This window comes from Meiothermus sp., from assembly GCF_037443965.1.
Lineage (GTDB): Bacteria > Deinococcota > Deinococci > Deinococcales > Thermaceae > Meiothermus.
On record NZ_JBBINI010000002.1, the window covers coordinates 144,432 to 165,577 of the forward strand.

Annotated in this window: 21 protein-coding genes; 10 read left to right on the top strand and 11 right to left on the bottom strand. The window is 60.0% G+C overall.

The window, feature by feature from the left end:
* Nucleotides 1-52: 52 nt before the first annotated feature.
* Nucleotides 53-1,624 (bottom strand): DNA repair protein RecN, encoded by a 1,572-nt coding sequence (locus WKI89_RS02180; RefSeq protein ID WP_337867577.1) that lies wholly within the window; start codon nt 1,622-1,624, stop codon nt 53-55.
* A 199-nt stretch (nt 1,625-1,823) separates the two neighbouring features.
* Here WKI89_RS02180 and WKI89_RS02185 point away from each other — a divergent pair, with 199 nt between their 5' ends.
* A complete protein-coding gene (locus WKI89_RS02185; protein WP_337867578.1) occupies nt 1,824-3,794 on the top strand; it encodes an elongation factor G in 1,971 nt (656 codons plus the stop codon).
* A gap of 258 nt (nt 3,795-4,052) precedes the next feature.
* Here the strand turns inward: WKI89_RS02185 and WKI89_RS02190 are convergent, their stop codons facing one another.
* A complete protein-coding gene (locus WKI89_RS02190) occupies nt 4,053-4,610 on the bottom strand; it encodes a YIP1 family protein (RefSeq protein ID WP_337867579.1) in 558 nt (185 codons plus the stop codon).
* A 121-nt stretch (nt 4,611-4,731) separates the two neighbouring features.
* Here WKI89_RS02190 and WKI89_RS02195 point away from each other — a divergent pair, with 121 nt between their 5' ends.
* Nucleotides 4,732-5,781: a YibE/F family protein gene (locus WKI89_RS02195; protein WP_337867580.1), complete on the top strand. Its 1,050-nt coding sequence runs from the start codon at nt 4,732-4,734 to the stop codon at nt 5,779-5,781.
* A gap of 72 nt (nt 5,782-5,853) precedes the next feature.
* Complete coding sequence (locus WKI89_RS02200; RefSeq protein WP_337867581.1) at nt 5,854-6,921, top strand: N-acetylmuramoyl-L-alanine amidase; 1,068 nt, start codon at nt 5,854-5,856, stop codon at nt 6,919-6,921.
* 16 nt (nt 6,922-6,937) lie between these two features.
* Here WKI89_RS02200 and WKI89_RS02205 read toward each other — a convergent pair whose 3' ends face one another.
* Both WKI89_RS02205 and WKI89_RS02210 read right to left on the bottom strand, forming a co-directional pair.
* Nucleotides 6,938-7,411 (bottom strand): hypothetical protein, encoded by a 474-nt coding sequence (locus WKI89_RS02205; RefSeq protein ID WP_337867582.1) that lies wholly within the window; start codon nt 7,409-7,411, stop codon nt 6,938-6,940.
* A 134-nt stretch (nt 7,412-7,545) separates the two neighbouring features.
* On the bottom strand, nt 7,546-8,448 hold the full coding sequence (locus WKI89_RS02210; RefSeq protein WP_337867583.1) for a metal ABC transporter substrate-binding protein: 903 nt from the start codon (nt 8,446-8,448) through the stop codon (nt 7,546-7,548).
* Nucleotides 8,449-8,523: 75 nt separating this feature from the next.
* On the opposite strand from WKI89_RS02210, the gene WKI89_RS02215 reads away from it, so the two are divergent.
* The gene (locus WKI89_RS02215; RefSeq protein ID WP_337867584.1) at nt 8,524-8,895 is read left to right on the top strand and encodes a transcriptional repressor; all 372 of its coding nucleotides are present in this window, start codon (nt 8,524-8,526) and stop codon (nt 8,893-8,895) included.
* Here the strand turns inward: WKI89_RS02215 and WKI89_RS02220 are convergent.
* On the bottom strand, nt 8,878-9,360 hold the full coding sequence (locus WKI89_RS02220; protein ID WP_337867585.1) for a TlpA disulfide reductase family protein: 483 nt from the start codon (nt 9,358-9,360) through the stop codon (nt 8,878-8,880). The genes WKI89_RS02215 and WKI89_RS02220 overlap by 18 nt on opposite strands.
* 478 nt (nt 9,361-9,838) lie before the next feature.
* On the opposite strand from WKI89_RS02220, the gene WKI89_RS02225 reads away from it, so the two are divergent.
* The 4 genes from WKI89_RS02225 to WKI89_RS02240 all read left to right on the top strand — a co-directional run bounded on the left by WKI89_RS02225 (nt 9,839) and on the right by WKI89_RS02240 (nt 13,788).
* The gene (locus WKI89_RS02225) at nt 9,839-10,798 is read left to right on the top strand and encodes a nitrilase-related carbon-nitrogen hydrolase (protein ID WP_337867586.1); all 960 of its coding nucleotides are present in this window, start codon (nt 9,839-9,841) and stop codon (nt 10,796-10,798) included.
* Nucleotides 10,799-10,807: 9 nt separating this feature from the next.
* A complete protein-coding gene (locus tag WKI89_RS02230) occupies nt 10,808-11,323 on the top strand; it encodes an Rrf2 family transcriptional regulator (protein WP_337867587.1) in 516 nt (171 codons plus the stop codon).
* A 166-nt stretch (nt 11,324-11,489) separates the two neighbouring features.
* Nucleotides 11,490-12,350: a sulfurtransferase gene (locus WKI89_RS02235; protein WP_337867588.1), complete on the top strand. Its 861-nt coding sequence runs from the start codon at nt 11,490-11,492 to the stop codon at nt 12,348-12,350.
* A 97-nt stretch (nt 12,351-12,447) separates the two neighbouring features.
* Nucleotides 12,448-13,788: a hypothetical protein gene (locus tag WKI89_RS02240; RefSeq protein ID WP_337867589.1), complete on the top strand. Its 1,341-nt coding sequence runs from the start codon at nt 12,448-12,450 to the stop codon at nt 13,786-13,788.
* Between the two features lie 57 nt (nt 13,789-13,845).
* On the opposite strand, the gene WKI89_RS02245 is transcribed toward WKI89_RS02240, so the two are convergent.
* Nucleotides 13,846-14,145, bottom strand: coding sequence for a rhodanese-like domain-containing protein (locus tag WKI89_RS02245; RefSeq protein ID WP_337867590.1), 300 nt, complete (start codon nt 14,143-14,145; stop codon nt 13,846-13,848).
* 179 nt (nt 14,146-14,324) lie between these two features.
* Nucleotides 14,325-14,822 (bottom strand): ferritin, encoded by a 498-nt coding sequence (locus WKI89_RS02250; protein ID WP_337867591.1) that lies wholly within the window; start codon nt 14,820-14,822, stop codon nt 14,325-14,327.
* Nucleotides 14,823-15,013: 191 nt separating this feature from the next.
* Here WKI89_RS02250 and carB point away from each other — a divergent pair, with 191 nt between their 5' ends.
* On the top strand, nt 15,014-18,136 hold the full coding sequence (carB, locus tag WKI89_RS02255; protein WP_337867592.1) for a carbamoyl-phosphate synthase large subunit: 3,123 nt from the start codon (nt 15,014-15,016) through the stop codon (nt 18,134-18,136).
* A gap of 111 nt (nt 18,137-18,247) precedes the next feature.
* Complete coding sequence (locus WKI89_RS02260; RefSeq protein ID WP_337867593.1) at nt 18,248-18,610, top strand: hypothetical protein; 363 nt, start codon at nt 18,248-18,250, stop codon at nt 18,608-18,610.
* A 43-nt stretch (nt 18,611-18,653) separates the two neighbouring features.
* On the opposite strand, the gene rplS is transcribed toward WKI89_RS02260, so the two are convergent.
* The 4 genes from rplS to WKI89_RS02280 all read right to left on the bottom strand — a co-directional run bounded on the left by rplS (nt 18,654) and on the right by WKI89_RS02280 (nt 21,094).
* Complete coding sequence (gene rplS / locus WKI89_RS02265) at nt 18,654-19,142, bottom strand: 50S ribosomal protein L19 (RefSeq protein WP_337867594.1); 489 nt, start codon at nt 19,140-19,142, stop codon at nt 18,654-18,656.
* A 295-nt stretch (nt 19,143-19,437) separates the two neighbouring features.
* Nucleotides 19,438-20,148: a tRNA (guanosine(37)-N1)-methyltransferase TrmD gene (trmD, locus tag WKI89_RS02270; protein WP_337867595.1), complete on the bottom strand. Its 711-nt coding sequence runs from the start codon at nt 20,146-20,148 to the stop codon at nt 19,438-19,440.
* A 125-nt stretch (nt 20,149-20,273) separates the two neighbouring features.
* Nucleotides 20,274-20,762 carry a ribosome maturation factor RimM gene (gene rimM / locus WKI89_RS02275; protein ID WP_337867620.1) on the bottom strand — a complete coding sequence of 163 codons (489 nt, stop codon included), beginning with the start codon at nt 20,760-20,762 and terminating at the stop codon, nt 20,274-20,276.
* Between the two features lie 113 nt (nt 20,763-20,875).
* Nucleotides 20,876-21,094 carry a KH domain-containing protein gene (locus WKI89_RS02280; RefSeq protein ID WP_337867596.1) on the bottom strand — a complete coding sequence of 73 codons (219 nt, stop codon included), beginning with the start codon at nt 21,092-21,094 and terminating at the stop codon, nt 20,876-20,878.
* Between the last annotated feature and the right edge of the window lie 52 nt (nt 21,095-21,146).

Consider the following 21,146-nt stretch of genomic DNA (forward strand, 5'->3'; position numbering starts at 1 on the left):
GTGTTTATTAGTGTATGGGGGTCATTCGCATTATGCAACGCTAATTAACGCCTTAGGTGACCGAGCCCATCAAAAGTTCACGGGCATGCTCGAGGGCCGCCTCGGAATAACTTCCCGAGAGCATACGGGCCAGTTCCCGCACCCGCTCTTCGTCCTGCACCCTCTGCACCTTCACCGACTGGTCGTTTTTGACCACCCGGTAGTGGGTACTTGCCCTGGCCGCGATCTGTGGAAGGTGGGTCACCACCAGCACCTGGCGCTGCTGGGCCAGCCGCGCCAGGCGTTCGGCCACCTGCCAGGCGGCCTCTCCCCCCACACCCGTGTCCACCTCGTCAAAAACCACCGTATCAGCTTCCGAGCCGGTCAGCAGGGCCAGCGCCAGCATCACCCGTGAAAGCTCGCCGCCCGAGGCTGCTTTCTCCAGGGGGGCTTCGGGCAGGCCAGGGTTGGCCGAAAACAGGAGCTGCACATCTTCCAGTCCTTCGGGGCCGGGTTTTTCCAGGGGAACCAGCCCTACCTTGAAGCGGGCGGCGGGCATACCTAGGGCGCGAATTTCCTCACTGGCTTTGTCGGAAAGCCAGCGGGCCGCCTGGGCCCGGGCCTCGGAGAGCTGTCGGCCCACTTCCAGCAGTGCGTTCCAGGCTGTTTCTTTTTCGGCGTAGAGTTGGGCTAGGCGATCCTCGGCCCCCTCGAGCTCCTTCAGTTCGCGCCGCGAGGCCTCGGCAAACTCGAGGATGGCCGGGATACCCTCGCCATATTTGCGCCCCAACTTCTCAATCACAGCCAGTCGCGCCTCCACCTCATCTAGGCGATGAGGGTCGGCCTCGAGGCGCTCCAGGTAGTCCTCGAGCTCGCGGCTCACCGCCCGCAAACCATCCAGGGCACTTTCCAAATCCCGGCCCAGGTGCTCCAGCTCAGCATCGAAACGCCCCGCTGCTTTAACTTCCCGCGCGGCCAAGGTCACCAACCCCAGGGCATCCCCCTCGCCACTAAGCGCCGAAATGGCCGCCGAGGCCCGCTCGCGCAGGGTCTCGAGGTGGCGCAGGCGCTCGGCCTCCTGCAAGAGCTGCTCATCTTCGCCCACCACCAGCTTGGCCTGGTCAATCTCCTGGGTCTGAAAACGCAGAATATCCAGCTTGCGCTCGCGCTCGCGGGCTGCTGCCTCGAGGCGCTCGGTCTCGCTGAGAAGGGCCTGGTATTGCGCATAGGCACGGTGGTACTGCTCGACCAAACCCGGCTCAATGAGCGAATCCAGCAGCCCACGCTGTGCTTTGCGGCTAAACAGGGCCAGTGCGGCGTGCTGTGCATGGATGGTCAGGTGCTGGGCTGCCTCCTCGCTCAGTTCCTTAAGGCTTACCACCTCACCCTCGATGCGGGGGGTACTACGACCCTGCGAAACCTTGCGTGAGAGGCTCTTACCGTTGAAGAAAGCCGTGACCAGCAGGGTATCGGCACCGGGGCGCATCAGACCCTCGGCTTTTTCACCCAGCAAAAGCGATAGTGCATCCACCAGCACGCTCTTGCCTGCACCGGTTTCACCCGTGAGCACCGTTAGGCCAGGGCCAAACTCGAGCGCCACCCGCTCCAATACCGCCAAGTTTTGCACCTCGAGGCGTTCTAACATACCCAGATGTAGGGTATCACATTGGTTTTGTTAATAGCAGAATAATCACATACCAAAGGTGCATCGAGGTCTAAATTGCATCATCTGTGAAATGCCAGTCCCAACAGTAGAAAGGGGTTCAAGCCGACCATGTCACCGAAGCCTTGGAGTATTTTTGTCTCCTCCAAACCCGTATACTGATGCCACCAAGGAGGTCTGCATGATTCGCACTGTCGCCCTCGTGGGGCACAGCGGAAGCGGAAAAACCACCCTCGGCGAAGCGCTCATCTACTTCACCGGGGGCAAGGATCGCATGGGCAAGGTGGAAGAGGGCAACACCACCTCGGACTACACCCCGGAGGAAAAAGCCCACCGGGTCTCGGTTCGTACCGCGGTGTTGCCCCTAACCTATCAAGGGCATCGGATTTACCTGCTCGATGCGCCAGGCTACGCCGACTTTGTGGGGGAAATTCGCGGGGCCATGGAAGCCGCCGACGCCGCAGTGGTGGTGGTGTCCGCCGAAACCGGCGTACAGATCGGAACCGAGCGGGCCTGGACGGTCGCGGAGCGCCTGGAACTGCCGCGCATGGTAATCGTAACCAAGCTTGAGAAAGGGGGCGATTTTTTCGCCCTGATAGAGGACCTGCGCTCCACCCTGGGGCACATCATCCCGGCCCACCTGCCGCTGTACGAGAACGGACAGTGGGTTGGCCTGATTGACGTGCTGCACGACCGGGCCTTCCGCTACGAGAAGGGCCGCCCGGTGGTCGCCAGCATCCCCGAAGACCAAAAAGCACAGGTCGAGAAGTACCGCAACGAAGCCCGCGAGGCCATCATCGAGACCGACGAAAGCCTGTTGGAGAAGTACCTCGAGGGCGGCGAAGTGGAAGATGTGGCCCTCTCACGGGCCTTCCACGAAGCGGTGCGCAAGGGGCAGGTCTTTCCTGTTGCCATTGGCTCGTCGGGGGCCTTAATCGGGCTGGACATGCTGCTGGACTTGTTTTTGGAGGCCCTCCCCTCTCCCAAAGAGCGATGGGGCGAGGGCAGTCCTGCGGCCAAGGTGTTCAAGGTGCAGGTAGACCCCTTCATGGGGCAGGTGGCCTTTGCCCGGCTGTATCGCGGCAAGGTAAAGGTGGGGGATACGCTGCAATCTGACAACGGTTCGGTGCGCCTAGCCCACATCTATACCGCTAAGGGCAAGGATTTGCTCGAGCTGGAAGAAGCCGAGGCCGGCACCATTCTAGCCCTGCCCAAAGCCGACAACCTGCACAAAGGGATGGAGTTGTGGCAGGGGCACAAGCTCGAGTTCCCCTCAGCGCGTTTGCCCGAACCCAACGTAATGATCGCCATTTCGCCCGAGTCACGCAGCGACGAGGCCAAGCTGGGGGATGCCTTGCGCAAGCTGCTGGAAGAAGACCCCAGCCTGAAATTTGAGCGCAACCCCGAAACCTCCGAGCAAATTCTGTGGGGCATGGGCGATCTGCATCTAGAAACCGCTAAGGAACGCCTCGCCGATTATGGTGTAAAGATCACCAGCCGCCCCCCCAAAATCCCCTACCGCGAGACCATTCGGCGCAAGGCCGAAGGTCAAGGCAAGCACAAGAAGCAATCTGGAGGACACGGCCAGTATGGTGATGTGTGGTTGCGCTTGGAACCCCACGAAGACTATGAGTTTGTCTGGGAGATTACCGGCGGGGTGATTCCCACCAAATATACCGAATCGGTGGAAATGGGCATTAAGGAAGCCGCCAAACAAGGGGTGCTGGCAGGCTATCCAGTGATCGGCTACAAGGCTGCCGTCTACCACGGTTCCTACCACGACGTAGACAGCTCCGACATGGCCTTCCAGTTGGCTGCACAACTGGCCTTCAAAAATGTGGTAGCACAGGCCAGCCCAACCCTCTTGGAGCCGGTCTACACCCTCAAGATTTTTGTACCCCAAGAGCGGGTGGGCGATATTTTGTCAGACCTGCAGTCGCGGCGCGGTCGCATCTTGGGCATGGATCAGGAGGGTGCACTGGCCGTCGTGAATGCGGAAGCCCCGCTGGCCGAAATCTTGGAATACAGCCGCACCCTTTCGGGGCTGACCCAAGGGACCGGGGCCTACAGCCTAGAATTCTCTCACTATGCCGAGGTGCCCCCCAACCTTGCCCAGAAGGTAATCGCCGATCGGCAAAAGGCCGAAGCTTGACGAGCCGTATAGTTCACAACCCATGCGGCCTAAATTTGAGTTCACAGAGCGCTCTTCACAATTATTGAGCCACTTATACCAGATTCGGTAACGAACTAACCGAATCTGGTATCATACCGTTTCCGCTTGAATCCTTCACCGCCCGCCGCAGTCAGAGGTGAAGGATTCAAGCCGACCGAAGGGAGTAGAAAAGCATTTCGGTAGTATCGTTTAGGCTTGCCGAAGTGAACGATACTACCGAAATGCGTATCACATAGTTCAGCGGAGGATGCCCGAGATGAGCAGGTTGGCCACCAGGGTTCCAACAAAAGCCACGGCCAGTGTGATCCAAATTTTGCCACTCTCGCGCAGGTTCATGCTCGACTGAACCGCTAGATAGGCAAAATAGACGTTGATGACCAGTGCTGCGATAGCAAGCAAGGGAATCAAGAAAATGCCAATAACTGTGATCAGAAGAATCAGGCTTGCCACCGCAAATAACACGTTGATGGGTGCCCAGAACAGGGCAAAGGTATAGGCTACATTGTCGAGCGTACCGCTACCGCCTTGGGTCTTGCCCACGTAGTGCACCAGGTAGGTAAAGATCAGGAAACCCACGATGGTAAAAATGATCCCGTTCAGGAAAGCGCCTATGCCGCTGCCGAGATTGAATAGGCCGGTAATCACGGCTGCTACGAGCACGTAGATCACAGCTTCGCGCAGGGTACCTTTGTTTTCGTACTGCTCGAACGTTTCTACGCTGGGTTTGGTCAGCACCTGAATGCTTTGACTGACCATGTTCATCACGGTATCGGTAATGGATGGTGTGGTGTTCATAGCAACCTCCCCTGTGTTGTTGATACAAGTGTAGTTTACAACGAAATCTCATCGGATTATCAGTTTGCTGGCTAGCCAGCGACTATCATCCTCTCATCAGAAAGCGGAATAGATTAGAACCATGCGTTTTTGGCTTGTTCTATTGGTTGTTTTGGACCTGGCCCTGGCGCAGAACGCACCCCAGCCCGAACCCGCACCCCCTGGCTCGCCCGGTGCGTATTCGATTGCCCGCATCGTTGAGATGGGCGAACGCAGCGCGACCGTGCGGGTGGGCGACCAGCTCAAGGAAGCCGAGTTCCCCACCGAGTCGGCGGGTTTTCGGGCAGGGCAGCAGGTGGTGGTCTACGAAGCCGACGGCAGAACCTATATTGCTGAACCATACCGCATCAGCTTTTTATGGGCCTTGTTGGGGCTGTTTGTACTGGTAACTGTAACCCTAGGGCGAGGTAAGGGCTTGCGCGGCCTGCTAGGTACGGCAGCCAGCATGGGGGTGCTGGCCCTTTTTGTGGTGCCGCAAATTTCTGCCGGTAACAATCCGCTGCTCATCACGTTTGTAGGGGCCTTTGGCATTCTGGCTCTCTCGATTTATTTCGTCCATGGCATCAACCGCAAAACTACGGCTGCCCTGATAGGAACCACCTTTGCCACTCTGGTAGCCCTGGTGCTTTCGGTGCTGTTGACCGAGTGGATGCAGTTTACCGGCCTGACCTCCGAAGAAGCCTTCCTGGCCCGTTTTCAGCTTGGGGGCAACCTCGATCTGGTCTCGCTGTACCTGGCAGGGGTGGTCGTGGGCGCGCTGGGGGCTTTGAATGATGTGACGGTGACCCAGGCCTCGGTGATTCAAGCGCTGGTACAGGCCAACCCGCGCTACAGCCTGCGCGAGCTGTACGCGCGCGGCATGACGGTGGGCTTCGATCACATTGGAAGCCTGGTCAACACCCTGGTTCTGGCCTATGCGGCAGGCACGCTTCCTTTGCTCTTGCTGATTAGCCAGAGCGACGTCCCCCTGATGCTGCTCATCAACAACGAGACCTTTGCCGCCGAAATTGTGGCGATGCTGGTAGGTTCGCTGGCGCTGGTGCTGGCGGTTCCCCTAACAACCCTGATGGCAGCCTGGCTGCTGCGGGGGCGGAGGCTGGACTACATTGACCGCAAATGGCCTGGGCAGTAAGGCAGGGGTACTCCCACAACAGGGCCATCCAGTCGTGGCAATTCTCATGGCTTGACGCTACACTTGCGATAGATGCGGTATATTCTTGCACTCTTATTCTGTCTGGCCTCTCTAGGACTGGCCCAGCCCAGGGTAGGCACCGAAAATGGCCTTACCAGACTGGTATTTAGTATCCCCAACGAGGCCATCTTTAGTCTGAAGCGCCAGGGCAACGAAATTTCGATTCGCTTTCAGGGCACCCCGCCCCGAACCCTGAGGAAGCTGCTCAACACCGCGCAAGTGGTGGGGTATCGAGCCACCCCCAGTTCGGGTGGCTCGATCTACGTGGTAACGGTTCGAGCCGGAACAGGCTACCGCACCCTCGAGCTCACCAACCCCCGCCGGCTGGTGCTGGAAGTGCGCAGCAGCACCGCCATCACCCGCAGCCAACCCCGCCCCAGCGCCAAAGCCCCCGCGCCGGTAGTGGTGCTCGACCCCGGCCACGGGGGCCTAGACCCTGGAGCAGTGGGTTTTGTCCATGAAGAGGAGATCGTGCTGGACGTAGCCCTGCGCACCAAGCGTCTTCTGGAGGCCAGGGGCGTCCGGGTCATCATGACCCGCTCCACCGACCGCCACCTCTCGGCCAACAAGGCCACCGACCTGGGCCTGCGGGCCGCGATGGCCGACAGCAAACGCACCCTCTTTGTGTCTATTCACGCCAACGCTGCGGAGCGGGCAGCCCAAGGAATTGAGGTGTATTACTTCGGCGAGACCATTGACCAGAGGCTCCTGTCCAAGGCCATACTGGAAAACGGTGGGGGTGCTCTGGGGCAGCGCCTTACCCAGGAGGCCCGCAGCGTGGCCCAGCGATTGATGCGGGATTTGCTGGCCCAGGCCAACCTCAAGTTTTCCGAACAACTCGCCCTCAAAACCCTGCGCTCGATGGTGCGCGAGACGGGAGCCATGAGCCGGGGTGTACATACCGCCCCCTTCTACGTGATTCGCAACGCCCGCATCCCGGCCATTCTGGTGGAGATCGGTTTTGTAAATCACCCCATCGAGGGCAAAAAGTTGGCCACCCGTGCCTATCGCAGCCAGCTCGCCAATGGACTGGCAGGTGGCATCATCGCTTTTTTGAACAGTGGTAACGCCCAGCGCTAGGGGGTACTTGCCCCGGTTACTCAATAACCGCCGCTACAGGATTTCCCGCGTGCAGCACCCAGCCTTCCCACGCCGCCCTCGAGCGCCGCGCTGCGATGGGCAGGTTTCTCAGCAGGTCTTTGCGGTACGCCGGGCCTGCGTGCTGCGCAATCCAGGCCTCATAGGTCTGCACGAAGGTTCCAAACGCCTCGAGGCCCCAGCCACAGTCAACCAGAATGGCCTGTCCGGGCAGGGCCGGCAGGGTTTTGTCGTCCTCCAGCCAGAAAAAGCCTTCGCTGGGCCGTGAGTAAACCACGAACCCATGCGCTGCCATGAGCCAGGCTGCGCTCGAGTGCAGCCCCACCCCACCCTTGCGGTAGATGCTCGAGCCCTTGCCGCAGGGATTGAGGTATTTCTGGAAGCCGTAGGCCTCGAGGTAGCCTGCCAGCACGTCCTGGCCCCACAACCAAAACTGCACCGAGAGCGGATTGTCGGCTGGTTCGCAGGTCATGGACGGAACACCTGTGCTGGATGCCTGGCTGTAGCAGCCTGAGCACACCCACTTCAGCGAACAACTACCTCACATGGACCAGCCATTGTGATCAGCATTGTTTGTTCCTCATCCCAGGAATTCCCGTGTGGTACTTAGCGGAACGCCTGGCAGATGGCCTGCCCGTTGGCCTGGATTAGCTTGAGGTAGGTATTGACGGTGTTGTCGAAGGCGTCGGAGTAGATGCGCACGATGCGCGCCCCGGTGGCCTCTGCAAGGGCACGGGCCTCCCCTTGCGAAAACTGGGGTTCGGCAAAAATTACCCGCACATTTTCTTTTTTCATGGCCTGGGCCAGCCTGGCCAGACTGGCAGGGCCGCGCTCCTGCCCGGCAAAATCGGCAATGCTGCCCACGATGGTGAGCTGATAGTGGCGGCCCATGTATAAAAGCGCCTCGTGCTGCGAAACCAGTTTGCGCTGGGCTGGGGGAACGTTGGCCAGGCAGCGCTGGACACCCGCGTCGGCTTGGCGGATCTGGGCAATGTAGCCGGCCGCATTCTGGGTATAAGTAGCACGTCCAGCAGGGTCAACGGCACCGAGCGTATCGCGGATTTTCTCGACGTAGCGGATGCCGTAGGTGGGGTCGAGCCAGAGGTGGGGGTCGTACTCGCCGTGGTCATGGCCGTGCTCAGGCTTGCTACCAGGGGCTTGCGCGTCCTCTTTCAGCTCGATTAAGTTGGGCATGCCGTCGGCCAGCTCCACCACGCGGGCACTCTTGGGAAGCTGGGCCTCGAGCTTCTCAAAAAAAGGCTCGAGCCCGAGCCCATTGGCAAAAAAGACCCGCGCCCGGCTGATGGCCTGCACCACCGAAGGGCGCGGCTCAAAGCTGTGGGGATCGCTACCGCCCGGCACCACCTGCACCACCGTTACCCGGCTACCCCCCACGTTGCGCACCATATCGGCAATAAAACCCGTAGTAGCCGCTACCTGTACCGGCTGTGCCCAGGCCGAACCCAGCCCCATCACCACCAGAAGCGTTATTGGTAAGAACCTTTGCATAAATTCCTCGCCTGCAAATCATAATGATAAATCATTATCATATTGTCAAGGCGCGGGTTTGCTATGCTGAGGGGTATGGAACGCTCAACCCGCCAGCGAAAGGCCATTCGCGAGGTGATGGCCGAGCTGGATCGCCCGCTCTCCCCTAACGAGGTCTTGGAAGCCGCGCGGCACAAAGTACCCGGCATGGGCATTGCAACCGTCTACCGCACCCTCAAAGGGCTGTTGGAGGAAGGCAGCGCGGTGTCGGTCGAACTGCCGGGCGAGGCCCCACGCTACGAGCTGGCCGGCAAAAAGCACCACCACCATTTTCACTGCACCCTCTGCGGCAAAGTGTTTGAACTAGAGGGCTGTCCGGGCGACTTTTCGTTTATGTTGCCCAAAGGATTCAAAACCGAGAAGCACGAGGTTGTGCTGTATGGGCGCTGCTTAGAATGCTTGAAGTAAGGCCTCGAGCTCCGCGGCTTCAATCTCGCCGATATGACGCTTTACCAGGTTGCCTTTGGCATCGTAGAGGAGCGTGACCGGCAGACCCTGAATTCGCAGCGGGTCGCTCAGCTTGGCCTCGGGGTCCAGCAGGACGTTGGGAATCTTGAGGTTGAGCTCATCTTCAAAGGCGCGCACGGCCAACGGGCCGTCGCTGATGTTCAAAAAAACGAAATTAATCTCGGGGTTGGCTTTAGCAGCCTCCACCAGCAAGGGCATCTCGCGGCGACAGGGCGCGCACCAGGTAGCCCAGGCATTGAGCACAATGGGTTTTCCTTTGAAATCGGCCAGGTTAACCGTCTGGCCTTCCAGCCGCTCGAGCACCACCGAAGGCAGCACCTCGACCTCGGAGGCCGCTCGAGGCTGCAGCAGCCAGAAACCGGCCAACACCACACACGGCAACGCTACCCAAAACCAGCGCCTCATCAAGCACCAGCATAAGGGTTTTAGCAGGCCCACTCGGCGAGCCAGTCTACATAGTCGGGCTTTGGTCAATCCGTGGGACTACCAGAAAAGCTACGTTAACGTCAGTTCAAAGTTATCCAACAAGCTGAAAAGCTGAGCCGAAGGTTGAAAACCCATCAATCAGCCTACCGGCATTGTAAAGTCCACCCCTACTGGGCAGGGCGAGGTTTGTTTCGCACCAGTCCATGCAATCACAGATTGCATGGGCGATTTCGGAACCCACCCCTCCTAGCTGGCCGAAGGACAGCCAGTACCTCCCCTACCGCGTAGGGGAGGCTTTAGCGTGAGTCTGCCGTGCCGCACAGGTTTATTCTGCTTTTCTATCTCCGAACTGAAGCTGCGTTGTGAACCATGTTTCGTAACCTCGAGAGCTTGCCACACGACGTTATACCCAGTGCAGAACTGGCCTACCTGTACGACCTGGGGTAAGGTGTGTGTAATGCGGATACATCTAGTCGCAGTGCAAACCGAGCTGCACCTGCTGCCCTACACCAGCACCGAGGGCTTCAGGGAATATGTGCTGGGGCTTGCCCAGACCGCCGTGCGCGGGCTCCCGGAAAACGAACCTCGCATCGTCGCTTTTCCCGAAGCGTTTGCCCTTCCGCTCTTGTTTTGGCTGGACACCCCCAGGGCCGTTCGGGAGGCCAAGACCAGCCTGCAGGCCGCACTGCTTCTGATTCGAGAAAACTGGCGGGCTGCACTCGAGCTGGGGGTCTTGAGTCCGGCTGCGTTCTACCATCTGCGGGCCCGGAAGGTCTGGCCGGTGTACGAGCAGGCTTTTCGGGAGGCCGCCCAGGCCGCGGGGGCTTATGTGGTTGCAGGCAGCATTTTCAGCCCCTTCATGGACTGGGAGCCTGCCCAGCGACTCCACCCCCAGGGTCAAGCCGTCTACAACCTGTCACTGGTTATTTCTCCACAGGGCACGGTGTTGGGGCGTGTCCCCAAAGTCAACTTGACTGCACACGAGCGGATGGCTTTCCTATCACGGGGACAGGCTGGAAGGCAGACCATCCAGACCCGCCTGGGGCCCATTGCCAACCTAATCTGTCTGGACGCCTTTCACGAAAGCCTGCTCGAGCAGGCCGATGCCGCCGGGGCCTGGCTGGTGGTACAGCCCTCGGCCAACGCCGCCCGCTGGGACGGCCCCTGGAGCGCCGATAGAAGTCAGATAGAGGGGGAGGTCTGGCTGCGTGAGGGGCTGGGCAAAAAGCTGCAAAACCGGGAGCACCTTCGCTATGGCCTCAACCCCATGTTCAACGGGCACCTCTACGACCTGTACTTCGAGGGCAAGAGCGGTGTCTATCAGGCCGGCGGCCCGCTGGCCCAGGCCGATCGCGCGGCGGGCGATGCTTTCGTGCGTGCAATAGTAGAACTGCCGCGGGCACACGCGATGGGCTAAATTGAGGCCATGCGCCTTTCCAAAACCGATATCTACGCCTTCAAAATCCTGGGCTATCTGGGCGCCCAAACCCCCGAGCGCCTGGTGGGCAGCGAGGAACTCAGCAAGGCCACCGGCGTACCGCACACCTACCTGGCGCGCATTCTGGCCGCCCTGGTAGGCCACCACTTGGTAACTTCCAAAAAGGGCCAAGGGGGCGGGTATGCCCTCCCCCGCCCCGCCGAGGAGATCAACCTGCGCGACGTGATTCGGGCAGTAGATGGCCCCATCGCCCCCCTGGCCTGTGTGAGCCTCAACTGGCCCAAAGCCTGCGGGGAGGAAAAGCGCTGCCATGCGCGGAGCGTGGTCTGGCTCAAGGTCCGGGATGCGGCGTTGCAAATCCTGAGCCAGGTGAGCGTGGCCGACCTGGCCGCCGACTTCCGACAGGGGGTGGACTACACCGAGTGCCTGGGGCACCTGCTGCCCTCGAGCGAGCTGCTTACCCGCCGCGCGGGCAAGGGCACCCGCTCGAGGTCGAAGAACTGATCGCTTGATTCGTACACGGCCGTTGCAATGAGGGGCGATTGGGAGTAGGATTTCATTTATAGATTACATTTTTTGTAACCTATGTCAGCGTAACCTTGGACATCATTGCACTAAGCTGTTTTGGGTTAACTGATGCCGTGTTAAAAAGTCTTTTGGGAGGATGAAGATGAGCTACGCCAACCCCGACTTGCTGGTTTCAACCGACTGGGTGCTGGAGAACCTAAACAACCCCGAGGTGCGCATCCTCGAGGTCAACGAAGACATCCTGCTCTACGACACCGGGCATATCCCCGGCAGTCAAAAAATAGACTGGCAGGCCGACCTGTGGGACGACACTATCCGCGAGTTCATCCAGCCCCACGAGCTGGCCGCCCTGTTCGAGCGGCTGGGCATCTCCAACGACACCACCATCGTGCTGTACGGGGATAAGAACAACTGGTGGGCGGCCTATGCCTTCTGGTTTTTTAGCTATAACGGCCACCAGAAGCTCAAGCTGATGAACGGGGGCCGCATTAAGTGGGTGCAGGAAAACAAACCCCTCACCACCGAGGTGCCCACCTACCCCAAAGGCTCCTATACCCCCGGCCAGCGCGACCCCAGCCTGCGGGCCTTCCGCGACGAGGTGCTGGCCCATCTAGAAAAGGTCAAGGCCGGCAAGGGCGCTCTGGTAGATGTGCGCAGCCCTGCGGAGTTCACCGGCGAGAAGACCCATATGCCCGAGTACCCCCAGGAAGGGGTGCTGCGCGGCGGCCACATCCCCGGCGCCAAGAGCATCCCCTGGGCCACCACCGTCAACGCCGACGGCACCTTCAAGAGCGCCGAAGAGCTACGGGCTATTTACGAAAGCAAGGGCATCACCCCCGACAAGGAGGTGATCGCCTACTGCCGCATTGCCGAACGCAGCAGCCATAGCTGGTTTGTGCTCAAGCACCTGCTGGGCTTCCCCAACGTCAAGAACTACGACGGGAGCTGGACCGAGTGGGGCAATGCGGTGGGGGTTCCCATCGAAAAAGGCCCGGAAAAGTAAACCCGCGCCCCAGAGGCCCCCCGCCCATCGGCTTGCGGGGGGCTTTTTGTTCTGCCGGCCCCGCATCCGCAGGAGAATCCGGGATAGACTGGAGGAAATGCCACACGCCGAGTCTGAGCCCATCATCCACCCACACGAACGCCGGGCCCTCGAGGAACTCCTAAGGGTCCCCCTTACCGACGCACTCTTTGGCCGTCGTAGCCGCCGTTTCGCCTTGGGCGGTGAGTTACCTGACGGGCCGCTGGCTTACAAGTCCCGCTATGAGCCGCTCCCGCTATCTGAACCAGAGCGCCTGCTGATCCTCACCACCATGGGCGGCCTAACCGGCTGGCACAACCTGATCAGCCATCACAAAAATGTTTCGCCGCACCTTCCTAGCTATTCCGGAATGGCAGCAGGGCGTACCTTTCCCAGTGCGGCGGGCTTCCACACCAGCCAGCTCTTCTTCACTGACGACAGCGGAACCTATATTTTCAAAACCCGCGATGCCAGCCCACCGGTTCCACGAACTGCCAAGGGCACGGTAGATGCAGTGGAACTGCTAATGGCCCACAAGCAATACATTCATAAGTTGTCCGACACACGGCTCCATATTCCTCCCCGTGAACCCTTCATGGCTGGTCACAATGCCTGGAATGCCAATAAACCTGGCTCTCTTTTGGTTTGGCCCATCGCGGACGTTGCGCAACATCAGTTGCTCAAGCTCATTTTTATCGCCCAGAACGGCTTCGTGCTCTACGACGACGTGCACAACCGCAGTATCCCAGGTCTTGAAAAGTTTAAGGAATATGTTGCGGTAGACAAACCCTACCCGCTCACCGCTTTCGACCAGGCCACCCTTGCAGAAGTCTCGGCAGAGATTAGCACATCGGTGTTTGCGGGCCACCTCATGCAACAAGCAATGGGTCTGGGCGGCTGGATGCTGAATGGACTGGATCGGGTACGAACCCTGGGGGCCTCGGGCGACCCCGAGGTGCCGGGCCTGGGCTTCCGCTACGATTTCAAGCCCGGCTGGTCGCGGCCCAACCCGACTGGGCTGGAAGGCGTTTTTGAGGGGCACTGCCCCCCGCACCACCCCAGCATGCGCCAGGCGGTGGAGGCCGTGGTGGCGCGCAAATACCAGGCGGGCGGCCCCTTCAACCCCGAGACCCCCGGCCCCTGGAAAAACACCCCTGCGGTGCGTGCCCAGGCCTTCCCGCACGAAGAATGGCTGATAGAGGTGGTGGCCCTCCAGGCCCAGTACCTGTTCGATACCTTTGGGAAGTTCCCCGCCACCGTCCCCACCATCTACAGCCTGATGTTCTTACAAACCCACCACCTCGACCTCGAGTACTACGACCGCTTCTTCGAGCCGGGGGCCTACCTGCAAACCCACCGCGAGCACCTTGAAAAGTGGCACGGCCTGCGGCTGGACGAGCTGCCCAAGCGCACCGAGTGAACCCCGACCCATTGATAGTCTGACCAGAACGACTTTTACCCCCTTATCTGGCTTGGCCTACCGCTCTTCGGCCACCTTACGCAGCTTTTGCAGGCCGCCCTCGAGGTTGTAGACCAACTCGTAGCCAGCCGCTTCCAGGTAGAGCCCGGCCAGTTCACTCATCACCCCTCGTTCGCAAACCAGCAGTAGAGGACGGTCTTTGGGCAGGTTGTGGTTGCCGTGCTGGATATCCGACAGGGGCACATGCAAGGCTTGGATGAAGTCGTCTTGGTTGTATTGTTCGGGTGGGCGCACATCCACCACCACCGGGCTGTCTAGTAGAAAGTTCTTGAGTAACTCAGGCTTAAGGGTTCGCATACTTCAAAGGATAAAACAAAAAACTGGGGCGATTGCCCCTGTGGAAAGATGAAGTACCGCACTAGTGCTCCGGTAACTTAATTCCTGGGATGGATTTGGCTCACTTAATATTTGGAAGTTGCTTTGAGCGCTTCATTTTGGGAACTTCACTGCACATCAATCTTTAACTTACCAAACCACTAGGCTTCAATTTCCAACAATTCCTCGGCCTGAAAGAGATTGATACCGCTCTCGACCAGGGCCAAGTACTTCTCCATGCTGCTCACTTCTTCAACCTGTTCTTCCAAGAACCACTGCAAGAACTGGAAGCCTACATAATCACCTTCGGCCAAGGCAATTTTGGCCATGGCCTGGAACTGCTCGGTCACGGTGCGCTCCCACTTGAGGGCCTGGGCAACTGCATCCGCCGGGCTTTTGAAACCGGTGGAAGCCACCGGGATGGCCGGGAAGTGCACGGTCTGGCCCACATCGGTCAGAAAGCGCACAATCTTCATGGCATGCTCTTTTTCCTCCGCGGCCTGCTGGTAAAAGAGCGCTGCCCACTTGTCCAGGTTTTGCTGGGCAAAGTAGGTGCCGATGGCCAGGTATTGCTGGTGCGCACCGAGTTCGTGGCCAATCTGCTCTCCGAGTTTCTGGGCGAGGTTGCTCGAGATCATGGACTGTGCAGCCTTTGGCATATTCGACTCCTTTTGTTCCAGAAGCGATAGTCTTACTGCAAACTACACACTTCGAGCGTAGCACGTCTGAAGAGCCCTAAAGTAATCCAACCCCCAGGCCGGGCATTTGCGTGTTTATACTCAAACCGCGCAACACTATGCAAAAACCGGGTAGCCACCGGCCCTAATAAGTGCTATGCTCTCCCCTTGGTATGCCTGCTCGCACCGACCTGAAAAAGATTATGATTATCGGCTCCGGCCCCATCACCATCGGCCAGGCGGCAGAATTCGATTATTCGGGAACCCAGGCTGTCAAGGCCCTGCGCAGCGTGGGCTACCAGGTGGTGCTGGTGAATTCCAACCCGGCCACCATCATGACCGACCCTGAGCTTGCGGAGGGCACTTACCTGGAGCCCCTCACGGTGGAGTTCCTGGAAAAAATTATCGCCGTCGAGCGGCCCGACGCCCTCCTGCCCACCCTGGGCGGCCAGACCGCGCTCAACCTCTCGATGGCCCTTTACGAACAGGGCATTCTGGAAAAGTACGGTGTCGAGCTGATTGGGGCCAACGCCGCCGCCATCAAAAAAGGCGAAGACCGCGAGGAGTTCCAGAAAGCCATGCTCAAGATTGGCGTGGACGTGCCCAGGGGCAAGATGGTGCACAGCCTGGAAGAGGGGCTGGCCTTTGCCCGCGAAGTGACGGGCTATCCGGTGGTGGTGCGGCCCAGCTTCACCCTGGGGGGCACCGGCGGGGGCATCGCGGAAAACGAGGCCGAGTTTGTGGAAATCCTGAGCCGGGGGCTTTCGCTCTCCCCCACCCACTCCGCCCTGGTGGAGGAGTCCATCGTGGGCTGGAAGGAGTACGAGCTCGAGGTCATGCGCGACAAAAACGATACCGTGGTGATCATCACCTCCATCGAGAACCTGGATCCCATGGGGGTGCACACCGGCGACTCCATCACGGTCGCGCCGGCCCAGACCCTCTCGGATGTGGAGTACCAGCGCATGCGCGATGCGGCCATCGCCATCATCCGTGAGATTGGGGTGGAGACCGGCGGCTCCAACATCCAGTTTGCCATTGACCCCAAGAGCGGGCGGATGATCGTGATCGAGATGAACCCCCGGGTTTCGCGCTCGAGCGCCCTGGCCTCCAAGGCCACCGGCTTCCCCATCGCCAAAATTGCCGCGCTGCTGGCGGTGGGCTATCGGCTGGACGAAATCCCCAACGACATCACCCAGAAAACCCCGGCCAGCTTTGAGCCCACCATAGATTACGTGGTCACCAAGATTCCCCGCTTCGCTTTTGAAAAGTTCGGCACCCTGCCCAACACCAACCCCGGCGGCTTTTCCGACCGGCTGGGCACCCAGATGAAAAGCGTGGGCGAGGTGATGGCCATTGGCCGCACCTTCAAGGAGTCTTTTGGCAAGGCCCTGCGGAGCCTCGAGGCCGATGTGCGCTCGGAGTTCTCGGGGCTTACCAGCGAGGAGCTGGAGGCCCGGCTCTACCCCAGCCCCACGCGAATTTATGCAGTCCTGGAACTGCTGCGGCGGGGCGTGCAGGTAGACCACCTTTACGAAAAAACCAAGATCGAGCCCTGGTTCCTGACCCAGCTCAAGGAGGTGGTGGAGGCCGAACACTACCTCGAGACCGAGAATAACCGCCTGGAAGATGCCGAGGACTGGCGTTTTGTTAAGAGCTTGGGTCTATCGGATGCGCAAGTGGGTGAGCTGGTTGGGGTTTCGGAGACGGTAGCTCGGAAGCAGCGATTGGCTTCAGGCTCCAGGCCAGTCTACAAAACCGTAGACACCTGCGCGGCCGAGTTCGAGGCCTATACCCCCTACCACTACAGCACCTACGAGCTCGAGGACGAGGTGCGCCCTACTGGCAAGCCCAAGGTGGTCATTCTGGGCAGCGGCCCCATCCGCATCGGACAGGGGGTGGAGTTCGACTATGCCACCGTGCACGCGGTCTGGGCCCTGCGCGAAGCGGTGATACCACCTGAGCGGCCCGGCGAAGCCGGGGCCCGGGGCTACGAGACCATCATGGTCAACTCCAACCCTGAGACCGTCTCCACCGACTACGACACCGCCGACCGCCTCTACTTCGAGCCCCTTACCCTGGAGGATGTGCTCAATCTGGCCGAGCACGAGAAACCCATCGGGGCCATCGCCACCCTGGGTGGCCAGACCCCCCTCAAGCTGGCTAAAAAGCTCGCCGAGGCTGGTGTGCCGCTGCTGGGGACGAGCTGGGAGGCCATCCACAAAGCCGAAGACCGGGCCGAGTTCAACCAGCTCTGCGCCGCGCTGGACATCCCCCAGCCCAAGGGTGCGGTGGCCCGCAACCCTGAGGAAGCTCTCAAGCTGGCCGAGACCCTGGGCTATCCCCTGATGGCCCGGCCCAGCTATGTGCTGGGGGGGCGGGCCATGCAGGTGGTGCGCACCCCCGAGGAGCTGCGCTGGTATCTGAGCGGCATCTACGCAGCCCTGGCCGAGCGGCCCTCGATTCTCCTAGATCAGTATCTGGAAAACGCCCTCGAGCTCGACGTGGACGCGCTGTGCGATGGTAAGCAGGTGGTGGTGGCGGGCATCATGGAGCACATCGAACGGGCCGGGGTGCACTCCGGCGACTCGGCCACCATCCTGCCGCCCATCTCCCTCACCCCCGAGCAGCTCGAGACCGTCAAGGCCTACACCCGCAAGCTGGCCCTGGCGGTGGGGGTCAAGGGCCTGATCAACGTGCAATACGCCATCAAAGATGGCGTGGTCTACATCCTGGAGGCCAACCCCCGCGCCTCCCGCACGGTACCGTTTGTCTCAAAGGCCATCGGCCACCCGCTGGCCAAGTACGCGGCCCTGATCGCGGTGGGCCGAACCCTAGACGAGCTGGGCTTCACCCAGGATCCGACCGCCAGCTTCTACGCGGTCAAGGAGGTTCTGATTCCCTGGCTCAAGTTCCCTGGGGTGATTCCGGTGCTGGGGCCCGAGATGCGCTCCACCGGCGAGAGCATGGGCATAGACACCGACCCCTACCTGGCCTACTACCGGGCCGAGCTGGGGGTGGGCCAGCGGCTGCCGCTTTCCGGCAGGGTGCGTTTCATCGGGGCCGAGCAGCTCAAACCCGACTGGGAGGCCGCCGGTTTCCAGCTCTCCGAAGAGGATTACGACCTGCTGATTGCCCTCACCCCCCACCCTGAGCTGCGCCGCGCGGTGGAGACCGGCAAGCCCTTCATCACCACGCTCGAGGGAGCTAGGTGGAGCCTAGAAGCCATTCGGCGTGCCCGCCAGTCCGGGCTGGCGGTTAAATCTCTACAGCACTGGCATGCTGGGACTCACTGAGAGCGGTTCCCGCATGTACGCAGTACAACAAAAACCGCCTAGGTACATGACCCCGCACGCGGTGCGGAAATTTTGTGGCAAACGCGATTTGGCCCGTATACTCTAGCTCAGGTGTTCCGCGAGCCGCTCGAGCGTTGGGAAATCTGGGCCTATCCGCTCATTGCTCTGACGACCATCGCCTGGCTATCCTGGCCGCTCACCTTCTATTGGCATCAGGTGGTGCGCTGGGAGACCTTGCTCTGGATTGGACTGGGCACTGGCGAAATCTATCATTTCCGCCACAAGCGTCCAGGGCTTTCCAGGGCCGTGTTGGTTGCATTGCCGCTAAGCCTGAGCTTTGGCCTATTCAATCCGGGCGACCCACACCGGGCCTTTTGGATTGCCATTGGGTTGTTTGGATACTTGTGGCTGCTGTATTCAATCCCCGAGGGGCTGTGGCACATACGCCAGTCGCTAGCGCAGCGGAAAAAATAACCGGAGTGGGGGTTCCACTCCGGCCTTGCTTGTAAAAACCGCCCTACTCTTTACTTTCTTCCGCGGCCTGGCTGGCCTCTGCGGCGTGTTCAGCTTCCAGCTTGGCGGCATCGGCTGCGGCCTTGGCCTGGGCGGCCTCCTTGGCAGCCTGCGCCCTTGCTTCCACGTCTTCGTTGAGGCGCTTGCGGTCACCGCGGATGCGGGCCGCCTTGCCGCGCAGCTCACGCAGATAGTAGAGCTTGGCCCGGCGCACCTTACCACGGCTCACCACCTGCACACTCTCGATAAGGGGCGAGTTGAAGGGAAAAACCCGCTCCACACCTTCGTTGAAAGAGATTTTGCGCACCGTGAAAGCACTGTTGAAGCCGTTGCGCTTGACCTTCAGCACCACGCCCTCATAAGCCTGCACACGGGTACGGTTGCCTTCTACTACTTTATAGTTGACCTTTACGGTATCACCGGGTTTGAACTGGGGGATATCGGTTCGGGTGTATTTCTTCTCTACAACTTTGAGCAAAGCGCCACGGTTCATGGTCTGACTCCTTGTTCCAGCGGAACCTACTCATGCGCTTTTTGCCGTTGGCTAAAAGCGGGTTCTTGGATTCTTGCCCTCAAGCGTATCCGCCAAGCAGATACTCGGGACAGGTCAGCAAGTTGTGATTCTAGCAGCCAAAACACCCCTTGTCAAAGCTGGAAAAATTCAGGAGCCACATCCCCGCTGCGGCCAGCCCGTTGGTTGGCGGTTCCCGGTTTTACCCAGTCTAAGGCTGGGCTTCGACGGGCTCAGCCGGCCCTCCCCAGTGTGCTGGCTTGTTCGGTAGAGGCATTTAGCTATCTTCCTCGAGCCAAACCAAGTCCTTTGGCGTCAGCTCGGCCTTTTCCAACAGGTCAGGACGCCGCTCCTGGGTGCGCTTGAGGGCTTGTTTGCGCCGCCATTCGGCGATTTTGGCGTGGTGGCCCGAGGTTAGAACTTCCGGAACCGCGAGGCCGCGAAACTCCGGCGGGCGGGTGTAGTGGGCGTAGTCCAGCAGGCCGGTGGAAAAGGAGTCCTGCTGGTGGCTCTGAGCCTCCTTGATCACCCCAGGAATCAAGCGCGCAGTGGCTTCCAGGATGACCAGCGCCCCCAGTTCGCCCCCCATCAACACGTAATCGCCAATCGAGACTTCCCTGGTCACGAAGTGCTCGACGCGGGCATCAATCCCCTCGTAGCGCCCGCAGACCAAAACCAGATGGGTTTTACCGGCCAGCTCTTCGGCCAGCTTCTGGGTAAATGGCTGGCCTGCCGGGGACAACAAAATCACCTCGTCGGCGGACCCGGCGGCCTCGATGGCCTGCACCGTCACGTCTACCCGCATCACCATGCCCGCCCCACCGCCGTAGGGCGTATCATCCACGGTGTGGTGTTTGTTTTCCGCATAGGCGCGGATGTCCCGCACCTCCACCTCGATCAGACCACGCTGGATCGCCTTCTGGATGATAGACTCTTGCGTCCAGGGGCGTACCAGGTCGGGAAACAGGGTCAGGATGGTGTATTTCATAGCATAGGCCGTGTAGAGCGGTTCGGGGAATGAACCCAAAATAACTGTGCCAAACTCGTTTTTACTGCGGCCATTCCCACCGTCAAAATAGAGCGAAGCACGTCATATCTGGCCTTCTGCACGCCCTACTCGAGCAGGCCCGGTATCGCCTCGATGTAGATGCCATCGGCTTTGATATGCACATAAGGCGCCTGGAGCGGCACCATATAGGTCTTGCTCTGGGCCCGCAGGGACGAACCCCTGGCTTTGATGATGAGCAGGTCTTGTGGGCCATCCTCCACGTCTACCACCTCTCCAAAGGGCTGGCCATCCACAAAAACGGGCCGACCAATTAATTCAAAATAGTAGTACTCGCCCTCTTCCAACCGGGGCAGGTCGTCCGGGTCAGCATAGACCCGCAACCCGGCCAGCCGCTCGGCCTCTTGGCGGTTTTGCACACCCGTCAGATACAGCACGATTTCGTTGTTCAGTTCTGCGACCTCCTCGATGGCCCGGTAGCCCAGACCCTCCAGGTATACCTTCTTGAGGTCAAAGACCACGGCCTCGCCGCGAAACTTGAGACCCCCCTCCATACCGTAGGATTTTCCAATACGCCCTATTTCAACGCGCCGCATACGCTCTATGACAACCCTGCGCTCGAGACGCCCCTTGCTGCGCTCCAGACGCATTTGGGGCTTTCCCATCCCTCGTGTGCAAGGTCTGGGTGTCGGTGCCTCGAGCCTGCTCTCTAGCGCACCTCCACGCTCACCCGGCCCTTGGCAAACGAGCGCACCACTGTGCGAATGCTCTCGATCACCCGGCCCTGCCGTCCAATGATGCGGCCCTTGTCTTCGGGATGGGTTTCTACATAGTAGACCAGACCCTCACGGCCCCGGCGCTCGTCAACGCGAATGGAGCCAGGGTGATCCACCACTGCTTTAGCAAGATATTCGACAAGGTCTTTCATACCCACTAGCCTAAAGCCAAAACCGCAAAGCCGAAAGCCCAGGGGTATGATA